The 17007-nt window shown below is 60.0% G+C and carries 15 protein-coding genes; 6 read left to right on the top strand and 9 right to left on the bottom strand.

The features are described from left to right. Positions 1-43: 43 nt before the first annotated feature. Positions 44-2233: an N-acetylmuramoyl-L-alanine amidase gene (locus tag HDF15_RS15615; RefSeq protein WP_184257338.1), complete on the bottom strand. Its 2190-nt coding sequence runs from the start codon at positions 2231-2233 to the stop codon at positions 44-46. Positions 2234-2606: 373 nt separating this feature from the next. Continuing rightward, positions 2607-5294, bottom strand: coding sequence for an alanine--tRNA ligase (gene alaS / locus HDF15_RS15610; RefSeq protein WP_221314451.1), 2688 nt, complete (start codon positions 5292-5294; stop codon positions 2607-2609). A 41-nt stretch (positions 5295-5335) separates the two neighbouring features. On the opposite strand from alaS, the gene HDF15_RS15605 reads away from it, so the two are divergent. Further along, positions 5336-5620, top strand: a complete 285-nt coding sequence (locus HDF15_RS15605; protein WP_184257147.1) for a type II toxin-antitoxin system Phd/YefM family antitoxin — start codon at positions 5336-5338, stop codon at positions 5618-5620. Beyond that, a complete protein-coding gene (locus tag HDF15_RS15600; RefSeq protein ID WP_184257145.1) occupies positions 5607-6059 on the top strand; it encodes a PIN domain-containing protein in 453 nt (150 codons plus the stop codon). Before HDF15_RS15605 ends, HDF15_RS15600 begins: the two co-directional genes overlap by 14 nt. 13 nt (positions 6060-6072) lie before the next feature. Here HDF15_RS15600 and HDF15_RS15595 read toward each other — a convergent pair whose 3' ends face one another. The 5 genes from HDF15_RS15595 to HDF15_RS15575 all read right to left on the bottom strand — a co-directional run bounded on the left by HDF15_RS15595 (position 6073) and on the right by HDF15_RS15575 (position 10656). Further along, positions 6073-6444, bottom strand: coding sequence for a hypothetical protein (locus HDF15_RS15595; RefSeq protein ID WP_184257143.1), 372 nt, complete (start codon positions 6442-6444; stop codon positions 6073-6075). After that, the gene (locus HDF15_RS15590; protein ID WP_184257141.1) at positions 6408-6653 is read right to left on the bottom strand and encodes a CDP-alcohol phosphatidyltransferase family protein; all 246 of its coding nucleotides are present in this window, start codon (positions 6651-6653) and stop codon (positions 6408-6410) included. Before HDF15_RS15590 ends, HDF15_RS15595 begins: the two co-directional genes overlap by 37 nt. Continuing rightward, a complete protein-coding gene (locus HDF15_RS15585) occupies positions 6650-7570 on the bottom strand; it encodes a hypothetical protein (RefSeq protein WP_184257139.1) in 921 nt (306 codons plus the stop codon). Before HDF15_RS15585 ends, HDF15_RS15590 begins: the two co-directional genes overlap by 4 nt. Further along, positions 7563-8102: a regulatory protein RecX gene (locus HDF15_RS15580; RefSeq protein WP_184257137.1), complete on the bottom strand. Its 540-nt coding sequence runs from the start codon at positions 8100-8102 to the stop codon at positions 7563-7565. The genes HDF15_RS15585 and HDF15_RS15580 overlap by 8 nt, the downstream gene beginning before the upstream one ends. A gap of 259 nt (positions 8103-8361) precedes the next feature. After that, the gene (locus tag HDF15_RS15575) at positions 8362-10656 is read right to left on the bottom strand and encodes a S9 family peptidase (RefSeq protein ID WP_184257135.1); all 2295 of its coding nucleotides are present in this window, start codon (positions 10654-10656) and stop codon (positions 8362-8364) included. A 311-nt stretch (positions 10657-10967) separates the two neighbouring features. Between HDF15_RS15575 and HDF15_RS15570 the strand changes: the two genes are divergently transcribed. Beyond that, the gene (locus HDF15_RS15570) at positions 10968-11816 is read left to right on the top strand and encodes a hypothetical protein (RefSeq protein ID WP_184257134.1); all 849 of its coding nucleotides are present in this window, start codon (positions 10968-10970) and stop codon (positions 11814-11816) included. 271 nt (positions 11817-12087) lie between these two features. Here HDF15_RS15570 and HDF15_RS15565 read toward each other — a convergent pair whose 3' ends face one another. Further along, positions 12088-12750, bottom strand: coding sequence for an HNH endonuclease (locus tag HDF15_RS15565; protein ID WP_221314449.1), 663 nt, complete (start codon positions 12748-12750; stop codon positions 12088-12090). 48 nt (positions 12751-12798) lie between these two features. Continuing rightward, positions 12799-13755: a ComF family protein gene (locus HDF15_RS15560; RefSeq protein WP_184257132.1), complete on the bottom strand. Its 957-nt coding sequence runs from the start codon at positions 13753-13755 to the stop codon at positions 12799-12801. A 361-nt stretch (positions 13756-14116) separates the two neighbouring features. Between HDF15_RS15560 and HDF15_RS15555 the strand changes: the two genes are divergently transcribed. The 3 genes from HDF15_RS15555 to cyoE all read left to right on the top strand — a co-directional run bounded on the left by HDF15_RS15555 (position 14117) and on the right by cyoE (position 17005). Next, complete coding sequence (locus HDF15_RS15555; RefSeq protein WP_184257130.1) at positions 14117-15268, top strand: acyl-CoA dehydrogenase family protein; 1152 nt, start codon at positions 14117-14119, stop codon at positions 15266-15268. Positions 15269-15368: 100 nt separating this feature from the next. Further along, positions 15369-15977 carry a hypothetical protein gene (locus tag HDF15_RS15550; protein WP_184257128.1) on the top strand — a complete coding sequence of 203 codons (609 nt, stop codon included), beginning with the start codon at positions 15369-15371 and terminating at the stop codon, positions 15975-15977. A 71-nt stretch (positions 15978-16048) separates the two neighbouring features. After that, positions 16049-17005, top strand: coding sequence for a heme o synthase (cyoE, locus tag HDF15_RS15545; RefSeq protein ID WP_311733121.1), 957 nt, complete (start codon positions 16049-16051; stop codon positions 17003-17005). Positions 17006-17007: the final 2 nt, after the last annotated feature.

Here is a 17007-nt window from a genome sequence, read left to right as displayed (position 1 = left end):
GAAGGGAATCTGCTTCCCGCCTGCGCAGACAATAACCTCTGCCCTACCGCTGCGCCCGTTCGGTCGATCTGGCCGCCCCCGCCTTGCCGCCATTAATACCCGACGCGTACCGCGCAACCCCGTTGTACAGGCTTTCAGCCACGCGCTGCCGATACTGCGGCTGCTGCAACTGCTCCGCATCCGTCGGATTGGTAACAAAGCTAATCTCCGCCAGGATCGACGGCATATTCGCGCCAATCAGCACCACGAACGGAGCCTTCTTTACCCCACGGTTCTTCAACCCGTCGTTGCCCTTCGCCAAACCGGCATACAGCCCCGCATCCACATCGGTGGCCAGTTCGCGCGACTCGTCAATCTTGTCCTTGAGCGCGATCTTCTTCACCAGGTCGCTCAATTCATGCACGCTCTGGTTCGAGACAGCGTTCTCACGGCCCGCCACACGCATCGCATCCGGATCGCTGGTGAAGTTCAGGTAATACACCTCGACGCCACGAGCGGAGGGGTCCTGCGAACTGTTCGCATGCACCGAGATAAACAGGTCAGCCTGCGCCTTGTTCGCAATCGCCGTCCGAGTCTCCAGCGGAATGAAGGTATCGTCCGCACGGGTATAGACGATCTCCGATCCAAGCCGGTCATGCAGCAGTTTGCCCAGCCGCAGCGCCACATCGAGCACAACATCCTTCTCCTCGATGCCGCCCACGCCAAGCGTTCCCGAATCATGTCCGCCATGGCCCGGATCAATGACGATCCGTCCGATCTTCAGCCCCAGGGCCCGCATCAGCGTCTCACCATCGGCCGTCGGCGGCGCTGCGGCGACCGGAGCTGCGTTCGCCCGTTCTTTATTCTTCAGGGTACGCTCGACGATCGGCTGCGACGTCGGCTTGCTCGTCGCCTCGATCTTGCCCGGCTGATCGCCGACATCCGTAAACTCTGTCCCCGTATCGATCGAGTGCGACGTCACCGTATTCGGAACCGGATTCGCAGTCGTCGGCCGTGTCGAGATCACAACCCGAGGCTGCGCTACGGTTACAGTCTTCGCACTCCCGGTAGTCCTTCTCGGAGGCAAACCAAAAGCAGCGCTGCCATCGGTCACCGGCGTCGGCGGCAGAGAGGAAACCTCGGTAGCGCCATTCGTATTACTCCGGTCCACCGAAACCTGAGGGGGAGCCGTTACTGCAGGAACCGGAGCTGGGTGCCTGTTAGCTGTCTCCTGAACTCCTGTTGGCTGTTCGTTGCTTCCCTGTTCCTTCACTACCCCCGCGCCCTGCTTGCCATGGATATCAATAATCAGCCGGTAGGGATTCGGCAGCAGAAACGCCGAGTACTCCGCAACCTCATGCACATCCAGCACGACCCGCGTAACGTCATTGGAAAACTGTGCCGCTCGAATACGGGTGAGGAAGCCGTCGTCATTCACCGCAAAGCTCTTGCCCGCAAGCTCCGAGGCGAGGTGCGAGTTATGCAGGTCAAAGAAGATGCGGTCAGGGTTCTCCACCCGCGCCGCCTGGTATTCGACCTCGTCGCCAAGATCGATGGCTACACGCGTATACGTCGGGGTCGACCAGTGACGAATCCCCGTGACCTGCGCCACATGCTTATTCGCGGATAGGTTGACCGGTCGAACCGCAGGTACGTCGGATGGAGGAGCGTCTCCCTCTGCCGATGGAACCGGACGCACAGTCTTCGCGACAGCAGGGGTCTCCGTCGAACGCGCTCTCTGCGATGGCAGGGATGCCTCATCATCGCTCGAACGAGCACTCTTCGTCTCGATGCTCCTGGCTATCTTCGGATACTGGCTCTCAAGCGCTTCTCTTACTTTGCGAGCCTCAACCGGGTCATTGGCACCGTCCGGCCCAAGCAGTTCCAACGCATGTACAAGCGCAGCCGAGGCTAACGATCCGCTCGGATAGGCCTTCGCCAGGAACTCATACTGTCCAGCCGCATCGTGAAGGCTCTTGCGATCGCTAAGCTCACGCCCCTGCTCGGCGAGCAACTCCGCTACCTGGTCGACGGCATGCGCGGCATGAGGATTCGCAGGGTCACCGTGGTAGATCGCGCGAAAGTCATCCATCACCTCGGCATACTCTGCCTTGGTATGCGTGCCTGCAGGTTCAGCCTCAAAGGTTCGACGCGCCGTAAGCGCCGCCTGCCAGGGATCGGTCTTCGTTCGCGCCGTAAGCGCTGCTGAACTCAGCCCTGTGCAGCAGACGCACGAGACCGCAACCGCACACATTACGCAACGTCCGCGCACAACCCACCTTTGGCAAAGAATGCCCATACCTATCTCAGTGTAGGTTTGCGGCAGTGCTCTTCAGGCTGTGAATCCTGCAAGGGTACTCAGGCGAATACCCTCGGCTGCGTGGTCTCTGCTTTTGCTGTTCTTGTTGTCATTCCGAGCGGAGCGAGCGAACCTGCTTCCTCCCGTTTTTTGTTTGCGCGGCCTGAAAAATTCAGGCCAACACTGAAAGGCGTACAGTTTGTGCTGACCTGTAACGTTTGTGGCGATACGAACAAAAAACGGGAGACAGCAGGTTCGCTCGCTACGCTCGGAATGACAACCAGAAAAACAACAGCAATAGCAAAAACAACAGCAAAAGCAAAAGCAACTACCCCAGCAACTCACCCACCACACCAGCCGCACTCGCCAACGCCCCATCCAGCGCAGCCACATCACTTCCGCCAGCCTCAGCAAGATCCGGACGCCCGCCACCCTTGCCGCCAACCTTCGCTGCAATCTGTCCGACGATCTTTCCAGCCTGCACCTTGCCAATAAGATCCTTGGTCACGCCAACGATCAACGAGACCCGGCCCTCGGTCGCCGCGCCCAGCACGACTACGCCGGAACCCAGCTTGCCGCGCAGCTCATCCACAAGGTTTCGCATCTGCGATTTGTCGAGAGCATCGACACGCTGCGCCAGCACCTTCACACCCTTGACCTCCACCGCCGAGGACGCCGCATCCGCCGTCGCCGCGCTGGCTGACTTCATCCGCATCTGCTCCAGTTCGCGCCGCAGCTTCTTCATCTCGTCGTCCTGCGCCGCCACTCGCGCACGCAAAGAGTCCGCATCTCCTGCACCGAACTGCGCCGCTACCTTTGCGACATCCGCATCGCGGCGAAACACCGCCAGCGAACCTGTTCCGGTTACAGCCTCGACACGCCGCACACCGCTCGCAACCGCACCTTCACCCACCAGCTTGACCAGGCCAATCTCACCCGTCGCACCGATGTGCGTTCCACCGCAGAGCTCGGTCGAAAAGTCACCAATCTTAACTACACGAACGCGCTCGCCGTACTTCTCGCCGAAGAGCGCCATCGCGCCCAGCTCATGTACCGCAACATCGATCGGCACATCCACCAGCGTCTGAACGAGGGTGTTCGCCAGCACCTGCCGGTTCACGATGTCCTCGACCTCCTGCAGCTCTTCGTCCGCCACACCGGTGAAGTGCGAGAAATCGAAGCGCAGCCGCGCGCGGTCGTTCAACGAACCCGCCTGCTTCACATGCGTTCCCAGCACCTGCCGCAACGCCGCATGTAAGAGGTGAGTGCCGGTATGGTTGCGCATCACTGCCGCGCGCACCTCGCCATTCACAACCGTATCCACCGTATCGCCAACAGCAATCGACTGCTTCACCGTCACTGCGTGTGCGAACACACCCTGCACCGGCTTCTTGCAGCCCGAAACCTCAGCGACGACGGTGTTGTGATCGGACGAGTACAGCCAGCCCACATCGCCCACCTGTCCACCGGAGTCCGCATAGAAGCTGGTCGCATCGAGCACCACCTCGCCCGTCTCTCCCGGCTTCAACTCATTGACGCCGACGCCGTCTTTCACCAGCGCGATCACCTTCGCGCCATCAACACGCAGCGAGGTATAGCCCTCAAACTCTGTCTTCGCCAGCTCGCGATACACCGGCGACGCCGACTTCTGCGATCCGCCCTTCCACGAGGCGCGAGCCCGCTGCTGCTCCTCTTCCTTCGCAGCTTCGAAACCAGCCATATCAAACTCAATGCCCGCATCCCGCGCCGCATCGACCATGAAATCCAGCGGCATGCCGAAGGTCTCGTAAAGATGAAACGCCTGCGATCCAGAACGCAGCGTCTCTTCGTTCATCTGCCGTAGCCCAAGCTCCAGCGTGCGTGCAAACTGCTGCTCTTCCGCGAGTACCACCTTCGCTACACGTTCCGCAGAATCCTTCAACTCCGGATAGGCCTCGCCCATCTCATCGCGTACTGCCAGCACCATCTCGTGCATGAACGGCTTCTCCTGCCCCAGCAGGCGTCCATGCCGAATCCCGCGCCGCAAAATCTTGCGCAGCACATAGCCGCGTCCCTCATTCGCGGGCAGCACCCCATCCGAGATCAGAAACGTCGACGCCCGCGCATGGTCCGCAATAATCCTGAGCGAAGCCGCACCCTTCTCATCGCTCACCGCCAACTGCTCGATACTCGCCTCTCCCAACTCGGAGCTCGAAGCAAAGTTCGTCAGCCGAACCGCAGCCGCCAGCAAAGGCGTAAACAGGTCGCTCTCGTAGTTCGACAGCTTCCCCTGCAGCACACAAGCGACGCGCTCCAATCCCATGCCCGTGTCGATCGAAGGCTTGGGCAGCGGCGTCAGGACGCCATCCGAACTGCGGTCGAACTGCATGAAGACGAGATTCCAGATCTCCATGTAGCGCTGATCGTCTTCGCCGAACAGCTTGTCCTCGCCTGTCTCCGAAGCCGCCAGACCGAGATCGTAGTAGATCTCCGAACACGGCCCGCAAGGACCGGTATCGCCCATCGCCCAGAAGTTGTCCTTCGCACCCATCTCAAAGATGCGCTCTTTGGGCACGCCCGCTTCCAGCCAGAACTGCTCGGCCTCATTGTCGCGAGGCACTGCAGCATCGCCCTCGAAGATCGTCACATACAGCTTCGATTTGTCGATCTCGAACCAGTCCTCCGAGGTCAGCAGCTCCCACGCGTACTTGATCGCATCGCGCTTGAAGTAGTCGCCAAAGGAGAAGTTGCCGAGCATCTCGAAGAAGGTATGGTGCCGCCGCGTGAAGCCGACGTTCTCAAGATCGTTATGCTTTCCGCCTGCCCGCACGCACTTCTGCGAAGAGGCCGCCCGGGAGTAATCGCGCGTCTCCGCGCCAAGGAAGACGTCCTTGAACTGGTTCATGCCCGCATTGGTAAACAGCAGGGTGGGGTCGTTGGCCGGAACCAACGAGGAAGAGTGCACCCGGCGGTGCCCCTTCTCTTCAAAAAACCGCAGAAACTCTTCACGAATCTGATTGCCTGACAAGTTACGCATAGAGCTAAAGTTTATCAGTGCCTCTATATCTCCAGAGTAGAATGGATAAAGAGGGCAATCTCGTGCGTAGCGTCTCGATTCAGGAACTCGAAGAACACACCGCCGAACTCGTCGCCGAGGTCGAAGCCGGCAACCGCCTTACGCTCATTCGCGGCGGCAAACGCGTAGCAGATATCGTGCCCTCCGTGGATTCTTCCGAACCCATCTGGAGAGACGAGGAAGAGCGACTGCAGGCCATCGATCGCGTCATGGAAAAGCTGCGTCGCGGATACGATTTAGGCGGCTTCAAAATTACCGATCGCGATGCTCTCTATGACCGCGACTAGTCACTTTACCGTCGACACTAACATTCTTATCTATTCTGTTGATCGTTCCGACCCGGCAAAACAATTCATCGCCGATAAAGTCATTCGCGCTCTCTATGCGAAGCGGGCAAAGCTTCCCCTGCAATGCCTCAGCGAGTTTTACCGGGCGACTACGCGCAAACGCATCCTCAGCCCGATTGAGGCTACAGAGTTCGTGCAGGATGCCTTAATATTTACCGACTCCGTCTCTGCGACTTCGGAAGATCTATCCGAGGCGATGCGGCTTCATCAAACAGGTGAATTCCAATTTTTCGATGCCCTCTTGATCACCACCGCTGTCCGTGCCAGTTGCACTACGCTCTTCAGCGAAGATCTTCAAAATGGCCGCACTCTCGGTTCCCTCGCCATCCATAATCCGTTCATCATGAACGAGACCGAACTCAACGCGTTGATCGGTTAGCCTTGGCGAAAAACTAATTCCTGGCCAACATCTCATGGCGCAGCCACCATGCCGCCGCAAGCGTCTTCACATCGTTCTGCCAGTTCGGCAGCATCAGGCTCATCGTCAGCCCCTCAAGATTGGTCACGATGCCGAAAGCTACTGCAAACGTAATCGCCCCAACCGGCCCACCTCGCGCCAGTACGCTCACAATCGAGACCGCCAACACCAGGCCCCAGGCCTTCGCGAGGTAGGAGTGGTAGCTCGCGCCCTTGCCGAACTTCCAGAAATCAAGGGCATAGCGCAACCCCTCAAGCGCAAAGAGCGCTGCCAGCCACCAGGCGTTCGCCCGCAGCACCTGCGGCACCCTCACCCACAAAGCCGCCACCACTCCGAGATAGAACACCGTGTCCGCGCACGAATCCGCCAACCGCAACGAGGCTGTATCGCAACCCATCGCCGCGCCAGCATGCCATCGGCAATGTCGTCGACCAGCGCAAATACTACGATTGCAGCCAGCCACCCGCCTGCCCAGCCGAGCCGCGCGCCCACCACGATCACCGGACATAGTACGACCCGCGCCCACACCATCGCCCACGGAATCAGACGCTTCATCCATTTACTCCTGGCCGCCAGGTAATCCCTTCAAGCCGCAGCACCTCGTCCTGTGTCGCATGCAGCGTTGCGAACTCGCCCGCGTGCCGCACCATCTCCAACGTGCTTACCAGCGCATCGAATGCGTCTTCCGAACCCTGCGCCTTCGCAAACACACCGCGCGAAAACCCCGCATACAGCGGATCGTCCTTGCGCCTTGCCGCAAGATACGCCTTGCGTGCTTCAGGATTGCTCTTTGCGACGGCGCCCGTCAGCAGCCGCGTATAAATCTCCACCAATAGGGGCTTTGAAGACTTGCTGCCAAGCTGCGCCTCGTCAAACGGCCACACGCGAAAGCCCGCCTCATGCAGCCGCAGCAGAAACGGCATCGCCCGCAACGAACCTGTGCCCACGCTGCCGGAGCCCCCAATCTGAAATGGCGATTTCGGGGTGATGCCAAGCATCTTGCCCGCACGCTGCGGATCGCCGCCCTCCAGCGCCTGCGCAATCTTGTTGTCCCAGTCGGTCAGGCGCATCATGCGCCGCAAGCCTTCACCGCAGAACTCTGCGGGACGTTTATGTGGTTTACCCCAGAAGCGCCGGTCTTCGCACTCCCGAGCCAGCCAGCGCTCCCCATGCCCTGCCGCAACGTGCCGCCAGAAGTCGAAGGCATTCGTGCAGCCGTGCTCGGCAAGAAACCAGCCCGGATAGCTGAAGCAGCAGTCGATCCCGATCACCATTCGAGGCGTCTCGCTTGCCAGTTCGATCAGCCAGTCGCCCACCTCATCGCGCGTGCGTCCAGCTTCGAGCTTCACGCTGGACTTGCCGTCAGCACCCATCGTCCAGACGCCCGCCCAGATATGCCGCCTCTGCCCCGAGGTATCGATACGACCCGACCAATCGATCCCGATCACACGCTGGACTGGAACCTTATTCACCGCTGTCTTCCATTACATCTACTTCTTCGACCTCCGCACCCCAACCGCGCAGCACCTTCCACACCGTCCCCACGCTGAACCCCGCTCCCACCAGGCGACGCATTGCGCGTGCAACTTCCTTGTCGCCCTCAGGCTTCTTCATGCGTTTGCGCTCGACGTATTGCTTCGCCAGTGCAACTTCGTCGACCTCGTCATAGGCAGCAGTGAGTGTCTTGTTGGTCAGTTCGGTAGCAATGCCTTTTTGCATCAGCCCCTGCTGCACACGCCGCTTGCCGAACTTTTCGTTCTCCTGGCGCATGCGAGTGTAGTCGGCAGCAAAGCGCTCATCGCTGAGATATCCCAGCTCCTTCAACTTCGCGATGACCGCGTCCATCGCCTCGACGCCTGCCTCGCCGGGCTCAGCCCGGTCTTTCACGCGGTTGCGCAGATCGCGCTCGCTCTTCATCTTCGAGGCGAGCGACTTCACGGCGTACTCCAGCAACTCCGCCTGATCCAGCGGAGGTCTCGCCGATTTTGATTTGCCAAATGCCACTTCTACCACCTTTGTTCTTGCTTTTGCTTTTCTTGTTGTCATTCCGAGCGGAGCGAGCGAACCTGCTTCCTCCCGTTCTTCGTTCGCCCCGCCGAATCTGTCCTGGAAGATCTGATTTGCACGCGATATTTGTAGCGGTGCGAACAAAAAACGGGAGACAGCAGGTTCACTCGCTCCGCTCGGAATGACAAAGCCAGAAAAGCAAAAACAACGACAACTACATCACTACATCACTTCATCACTTCATCACTACATCACTTCAACGCCTACCCGTCACCGCCGCTGGGTTCTTCTCCGGCCCTGCGGCAGCATACTTATTCATCCCCAACCAACGGTCGCACCAATCGTTCACCGTCTCATTCCAAAGCTCCGAGTTCTGTGGCTTCAACACCCAGTGGCCTTCATCCGGGAAATACAGCATCCGCGACGGCACACCCAGCCGCTGCAGCGCCGTAAACATCTGGAAGCCCTCGCTCACATCGAGCCGATAGTCGCGTTGGTTGTGGATGATGAGCGTCGGCGTGTGCGCGGCCTTGATGTGCAGCATCGGCGACCACTTGCGGAACGGGTCCTGGTCGTTGGTCTTATCGAAGTAATCCCACGGCTGCGCGGCCTTGGTCTGCTCGACCATGCCGTCAGGAGCTGTTGGACGGAACTCCCACTCGTTGAACCACATCTCTTCGGTTGTGCCGTAGGCACTCTGCGGGTTGTACATGCCGTCGTGCGTCACGATGCACTTGAAGCGGTCGGTATGCGTGAGCACCCAGTTCGCCATGAAACCGCCATAGCTCGCGCCCAGCGCGCACTCGCGTGTCTTGTCGATGAACGGATACTTCTGCTCCGCGTAATCGAGCCCCTTCATCAGGTCGACAAACGCCTTGCCGCCCCAATCGCCCGAGACCTCATCGACGAACTTCTGCCCATAGCCCGTCGAGCCGCGACGATTGATCATCACGACGACATAACCGTTCGCGGCGAAGAGCTCGGCGTTCCAGCGATAGCTCCAGGCATCGCCCCAGGCTGTCTGAGGGCCACCGTGCATCAGGAACTTTACGGGGTACTTCTTCGCTGGGTCGAAGTTAGGCGGACGGATGAGGAAGCCTTCGACCTCCGTATCTGCTGCACCTGTGAACCCGAAGGGTTCCAGCTTCGAGAGATCAAGTTGAGACACAAGCGAATCATTTAAATGGGTGAGTCGCGATATATTCGTATCGCTGATCGAGATGTCATAACCTCTCTCACTTGTCGTTGTGTGCTTAAGCACCACAACTTCCGTCGGGTGGTTTACAAACATCTGCGTCGCAAGAATCGTTCCGTTGCTTAGGAAGACTAGACTCCCTAACTCACCATCTGCGGCACTCCAACCCGTAGGCGCACCAGACTGAGGAAATGCAGGAATAACCTGCACAATCTCTCGTCCACGATCGGGGCTTGCAAAGGCAATGTGCTTCGAGTCAGGAGCCCATGTAAATTCGTCTACCCAGTTATCTCTTACAACCTTATCTTGTTGATCCCGATATATTGGGACCGGCTCGGTGATTGCTCCACTTGACCGGTTCATCACCACTAATCGGAATAAATCGCTCTCAAACCCATTCCGCGCCTGCGAACGCCACGCCAGCCACTTGCCGTCAGGCGAGTACAGCGGGCCATCATCGCTGCCGGGGCTGGTACTCACCTTCTTCGCCGTCGCCGGAGCTGCACCGACCTTCAGCACATAGACATCGTTGTTGGTCGAAGCCGCCGGCACCTTCTCAAGGTTCACGACATACGCTATCTCCTTGCCATCGGGAGAGATCGCATAGCCCAGTGGGCCGCCGAGAGAGAACGTCGGAGCCTCGTGGTCGCCGACCACACTCGCGGGCGTCAGGTCTTCCGGAGCGCCACCCGTCGTGCTCGCATAGAAGATGTGCGAGTGCTTCGCGCCCTGGTACGAGTTCCAATGCCGATAGAGCAGGTGGTCGAAGATCAGCGCCTTCACCTGGTTCTTCGCTGCCGCAGCATCCTTCTCCGCATTGCACTGAGCCTCTTCGGTAAACCGCTGCGATCCTGCAGCCTGGCTCTCGCACTCCGGATAGACGTTCGACGCAAACAGGAAGTGCTGGCTATCGGGAACCCAGATGGCTCCCCCGGCCTCGGTCTCGAGGTTCGTCACCTGCCGTCCGGCGGACAGCGTACCTGCCGCATCGTCCCAACCCGCAACCCAGATCTGTGCGCTGCCACCCTGTGAGCTCGAATACATCACATTCTTGCCGTCGGGCGAGAAGCGGCCATTCGTCTCGCCATCGCCACTGGTGAGCTGCACCTCTTTGCCACCCGTAATCGGCACCACCCATAGATGGTTGGTCCTGGTGTTCTTCTCGAGCGACACATCCGTCACCGAGAACAGTACCCACTTGCCGCTGGGCGAGATCTGCGGATCGCTCACGCGTTTCATCGCCTGCAGATCGGCAAAGGTCATCGGCCGTTTGGCCGCTGCATTTGAAGTTTGCGCGCTCGCAGCGCCAGTCATCCCCGCCAGGAGGCCTAATGCCAAAATCGTACGAAGTCTCATCGCGCCAGTCTAACTCCGAAAGGCTGAGTGTGTTTTCTATTCAACAAACGATGCCGTCTGAAACGCCTTTGCTCTTGCTTTTCTGGCTTGTCATTCCGAGCGCAGCGAGCGAATCTGCTTCCCCCCGTTCTTCGTTGGCCTTGCCCAGAAGCCTATGTCCCCGCACTGAAAACGTGAACAGTACCGCGTAACGTTTGTGGAGTCACGAGCAAAAAGCGGGAGACAGCAGATTCGCTCGCTGCGCTCGGAATGACAACAAGAAAAGCAAAACTTCCTACCTGCCCACCTCGTCTATCCTGTTGAAGAGAACTATGCGCCTCTCCAAGCCCATCCTCCTCGTCGCCGCACTTGCCGTCACCACTGTCCCGGCCTTCGCCCAATCGGGCTTTGGCCCGCTTGATCCGGCACAGCCCTCCGGCATCACCGTGGCGCAGATCATCGAGAAGATGGGCGCGCGCGAAAGTGAGTTTGCCGCGGCGCGCGACCAGTACACCTTTCGCCAGGACGTCAAATTCAACACCCTCTCCGACGACACCAACCGCCCCGACGGCGAGTACCACCAGGTCACCGACATCACCTTCGACAAGGACGGCAAGCGCCAGGATCACGTCGTCTTCGCGCCGCAGAACAGCATCGAGCGCGTCATCATGACCGAGAACGATTTTCGCGACATCGAGAAGCGCCTGCCCTTCGTCCTGACCGCACCGGAGCTACCCCAGTACGACATCAACTACCTCGGCAGACAAAAGGTAGATGAGCTCGACACCTATGTTCTCGATGTCAAACCAAAGGTTCTGGAGAAGGGGCACCGCTACTTTCAGGGCAAGGTCTGGGTCGATCAACAGGACCTTGAGATCGTCATGGTAAATGGCATGAACGTGCCGCAGGACATGCGCAAGGGCCACGAAGACCTCTCGCCCCCCTTTACCACTTACTACCAGCAGATCGACGATAAGTACTGGTTCCCGACCTACACCAAGGCCGAGGGTAACCTGCACTTCGCCGCGCAGCAGGGAGCGCTGTCACAGGACGTCCACGTGCGCACAATCATTCATTACACCGACTACAAGCGCTTCCACGTCAACGTGACGATTAAGTACAACGGCGAAGATCTCCCCACCGAGACAGATTCGAAGCCGAAGGACGCGCCGAAGCAGTAGGTTGTAGCCGATGAATCGCGCTATCGGTTTTTTGCCGTTGTTTCTGAGATAGGTCCGGGTTTTAGCCCGGATATTCAAGACAGGCTATAAAGGGGCTTCAGCCCCTGGGATATGCCCTCCTCTCGGCAGGTAAAGATACCGAGGGATAGGGGAGAGCTTGTCCCAGGGGCTGAAGCCCCATTGGTGTTTGTTCATTCATGCCCAGGCTAAAGCCTGGGCCTATCTCAGAGGCAACGACACTGCGTAGCCCTGTGGCGTAGCAGCAACAGCGCTACGCCGCCTGGTCCGACTCGAAGTACAAATACTTCCGCCAGTTCGCATCCGCACTGCCGATCATCCGCATGATGTGCCGGCTGGTATGCAGCGAGAACGGACGCGGCTCGCGCAGCAGGCGCATGTCGGTCAGCTCGTGCAGCATCTGGCTGCCCTTGCGGCGATTGCAATCGCGGCAGCAGGCAACGAGGTTCTCCCACGTCGACAGGCCTCCGCGACACCGCGGTATCACGTGGTCCAGCGTGAGTTCCGCTGCCGTCAACACCTCCTGGCAGTACTGGCAGGTGTTGCGGTCGCGCAGCAGGATGTTCTTGCGGCTCAACGCGCGTGTCTGGTGAGGAATGCGACGGTACTCCAGCAGCCGGATAACGCTGGGCATCTGCATGTTCACGCGATGCGAGTGCAGTACGCTGCCCTGCTCTTCCTCCGTGCGCGCCACCCCCTTGAGCACCAGCACCAATGCCCGGCGCGCGCCGCAGATGTTGATCGGTTCATAGCTCGCATTCAGCACGAGCACCGGCGTCTGCATCGCCGGCTGCCTGAATACGCCCATGCGTATGTCGATCGCCTCGGCACGGGCCGTGCCCGGCACCGGGTGAGTGGTGTGGTGTCTGCCGCCTGTCCGCTTCGTCCGCGTCTTCCGTATATCCCCAGCCTGCATTCCTGCCCTCCAGGTTTATGTGTCGCTCAATGCCACAACCGCTAACTGCTAGTTCACTGCTGCCTTCATATCCCAGCGGGCAACGCTGCCCGCCCCATTGTTTACAAAGCCATTTACACTGCCGCGAACACTCTCTGCCTGCGCTCTCGCAACCGTCGCAACCCAGACCTTCGCCGCTCCCGCTCGCATCAACACTCGTGCGCATTCACGCGCTGTCGCTCCAGTGGTGAGGATGTCGTCGACAAGCAAGACCTCACGCCCGCGAATCTCTTCCGCACGCTCCACGCGAAACGCCCCACGTAGACTCTTTCTGCGAGCGCCGGGATCGAGCACGAACAAAGGCCGCGTATCGCGAACACGCTGCAGAACCCCGGGTGACATCCGCAACTGCCACTCCGGACGCAGCCGCCGCAGTTTGGCAAGACCCGCTTCAGCCAGTACCTGGGCCTGGTTGAAGCCTCGGCTCCGCTGCCGGTGGGCAAACAGCGGCACCGGCACGACAATGAGTTCGCTCGCGGCTTCGCCTTCGAGCTTCAGGATCGCCGCAGCCATGCTGTCGCCCAGAATATGATCGGCGACGCGGCGCATTCCGTTGAACTTGAGCAGGTGCAGCATCTCGCGCACCTCATCGTCATAGACGGCAAAGGCCACGGCCTTCGCAAACTCCGGCGGGGCCAGCCTGCACATCGTGCATTCCGTCACACCCATTCCGGCGGCAAACCGTGCTGATTCCATACCAAGGGCGTCGCCGCAGCGACTGCACAGCACGTCAGTTTGCGCTTCCACACGCGCAACGCATGCTTCACAAACCTGCGCCTTGGAGAGCGCAACCATCGGGGCGCCACAAACGCGGCAATCCGACGGGAAGATCACATTCACGAGGTCCGCGACAGCCCCACCCATCGCGGTTCGGCTACTTCGGAGAACGCGCGTCACCGCACGCCATCCAGCCGCGCCCGCATACTGGCCAGGCGGCCCTCCACTTTCGAGTTGGACATCCTTCACGCTTTCGCTGCTGAAGACGAACCTCACCCGCGGCACGGCGAGAAGAAGCGCCAGCTGTGCCGATTGCCTGCAGTATAGTCCTGAGGCGCGCCTGGCCGCAATCCTGAAGGGGTGAACCAGGGTGGGTGACCGTGCTTTTTGGCTTTTGCATTTCTTGTTTGTCATTCCGAGCGCAGCGAGTGAACCTGCTTCCTCCCGTTTTTTTGCCGTACTGCACATAACGTTCGGGGTAATACAAGCGAAGAGCGGGAGACAGCAGGTTCACTCGCTGCGCTCGGAATGACAAACAAGAAAGGCAAGAACAACAGCAAAAGCAGCAAGCCCGTTGATACGCTACACTCACCAGTTCCACCTAAAATTCATGAACGCACTCACCCAGCTCTCCCCCGACGAAACCCTCTTCCGCGACACAGTCCGCGACTTCGCGCGCGCCGAGATCACTCCGCTCGTCCGCTCCATGGACGAAGAGCAGAAGTTTGAGCCGAAGCTGCTGCGCAAGCTCTTCGAGCTCGGCCTCATGGGCATTCAAGTCCCGGAACAATACGGCGGCGCGGCGGGCACGCTCTTCGAAGCCGTACTGGCGGTGGAAGAGATCTCCGCTGTCGATCCCGCCGTCGGCGTACTGGTCGACGTGCAGAACACCCTCGTCATCAGCGCCCTGATGCGCTGGGCCAACGAAGCGCAGAAAAAATCCTGGCTGCCCAGGCTCGCCGAGAGCCTTACCGGGGCCTATGCGCTCTCCGAGGCCGTCAGCGGCTCGGACGCCTTCGCCCTGCAGTGCCGCGCCGCAAAGCAGGAGGATGGCGACTACCTCCTGAACGGCTCGAAACTGTGGATCACCAATGCCGTCGAAGCCGGGCTGTTCCTGGTCTTCGCCACGCTCGACGCCGCCGCAGGCTACAAGGGCATCACCTGCTTCCTCGTCGAGAAGGGCACGCCCGGCTTCACCCTCGGCCGCAAAGAAGACAAGCTCGGCATCCGTGCCAGCAGCACCTGCGAGCTGCTCTTCAACAACTGCCGCGTGCCCGCCGCCAACGTCCTCGGCGAACCCGGCAAAGGCTACAAGATCGCCATCGAGACGCTGAACGAAGGCCGCATCGGAATCGGGGCACAGCTTGTCGGTCTAGCCTCAGGAGCCTGGCGTCACGCTGCCCGCTACGCCCGCGAGCGCAAACAGTTCGGCAAGCCGCTGGCTGAGTTCCAGGCCATGCAGTTCCAGCTCGCCCGTATGGCAATGGACGTCGAAGCCGCCCGGCTCATGGTCTACAACGCCGCCCGGCTGAAAGACTCCGGCGTGGAATACCTGAAAGAAGCCGCCATGGCGAAGCTCTTCGCCTCGGAGGTTGCCGAGCGTACGGCATCGCTGGCCGTCGAGGTCTTCGGCGGAGCCGGCTTCGTAAAGGAGTACCCCGTCGAAAAGCTCTACCGCGATGCCAAGATCGGCAAAATCTATGAGGGCACAAGCTTTATGCAGTTGGCCACCATCGCGAAACTCACGATTCCCTCAGCCTGAGACATCGAATGGGCCGTTGCCGAATATTTGAGGATTGAGAGACATAGAGATGCCGGTGTAGATTACCTGTGCAGGCACGCAGTACCTATCGAGGTCTCGTATGCGCGGTTCGCTCATCGTTTCAGTTCTATTTCTCGCAGCCTCCTCGCTCTCCGCACAGGATACGAAGACCGCAACCGCCGCGTTGCAGGCGAGAGTCATGGCCCTCGCGATGAAGCCCTATGGAGGTTGCCCGATCGCCTTTTCCGGAGATCTGACCTCGCCCTCGACGACCGAACTCCTGGCCAAGGGCGCACCCGCTCAATATCCGCTCAACGGCACGACAGACCCGATCCTCCGCATTCTCACACAAGACAAGAGGCAGCACCTTCAGCTTTCGTTCAGTCAGCTTTCGATCGATGGGGCGAACGCTACGTCGAAGCTTCTGAAGGTGCATGTCACGGTCTACGGCTCGCCCAAGGGTCCGCATATGATGCTCATCAACTCCGGCACGGACGGCTTCGTAGCGGAAGATTTCGATCTGACGACCCAGGCAAAGATAGCGGCAACGTCCTTTCACTCGGACGTCTATCCCCAGACCATGGGTGTTGCCCAGTGGGCTGAGATCAGCCAGATCGACTATGCGGATGGCTCCGTATGGCATGCGTCCTCGACGTCAACCTGCAAAGTGTCTCTCACAGGATTCAAGCGCATCGATTCCGCCCGCTAAGACCCCATTTTGGCTGAAGGATGAGTATCGCCCGCCCGCCAACGGGTGATGGGCTATCCTTAAAGCTCCACGTGTCCACTACTGCCACATCCACGGCTCTCCACTCGCACGCGCGCAGTTCCTCGCTGCTCGCCGACTACGCGACCCTCTTTAAGCTGCGCGTCTCCACGATGGTCATCATCACCGCGGCGGCCGGTTTCTACCTCGGGTCCTTGCGCTCAGGCATCAGCCCGTTCCATATGGGCCTTCTGGAAGCGCTCCTCGGCATCGCCATCGTCACCGCCGGCTCCAGCGCGCTGAACCAGGCCCTGGAGCGCACGACTGATCGCCTCATGCCCCGTACGGCCTCACGGCCCATGGCGCAGAACCGCATCTCGCTCGCACACGGGCTGATCATCGGCTTCCTCTGCGTCTTCGGCGGCTCGCTCTATTTGGCGTACGCGACCAACCCGCTCACCGGAACCCTGACGCTGCTCACCGCCGTCGGCTACGTGGCGATCTACACTCCGCTCAAGCGCATCACCACGCTCAACACCTTCATCGGAGCCTTCCCCGGAGCGCTCCCCCCGCTCATCGGCTGGACCGCCGCGCGCGGACTCATCGAGTGGCCCGCCGTCGCGCTCTTCGCCATCCTCTTCGTCTGGCAGTTTCCGCACTTCATGGCCATCGGCTGGATGTACCGCGCCGACTACGCGCAGGCCGGCATTCGCGTCACCGCAACCCAGGAGCCCCTGCGCGACGCCGCCCGCTCCTCCGCCATCCAGTCGCTCTTCTACGCCGTGCTCATGATCCCGGTAAGCCTCTGGACGACATGGCTGCACGTCACCGGCCTGCCCTATGCGATCGTCGCCGGCGTTCTCGGTCTCTGGTATCTCTACGCCACCCTTCGATTCGTGCGCATCACGCGCAATCCCAGTGATCCCGAGAACCGGGCTCTCGCTCGCCAACTGCTCAAGGTATCGGTCATCTACCTGCCGCTGCTGCTGCTCGCAATGATGCTCAACGCCCAGGGACGTCTCCTGTTCTAACC

Origin of the sequence: Granulicella mallensis (genome assembly GCF_014203225.1) — a bacterium.
In the GTDB taxonomy this organism is placed as follows: domain Bacteria; phylum Acidobacteriota; class Terriglobia; order Terriglobales; family Acidobacteriaceae; genus Granulicella; species Granulicella mallensis_A.
This window is presented reverse-complemented; position numbering and strand designations above follow the sequence as displayed.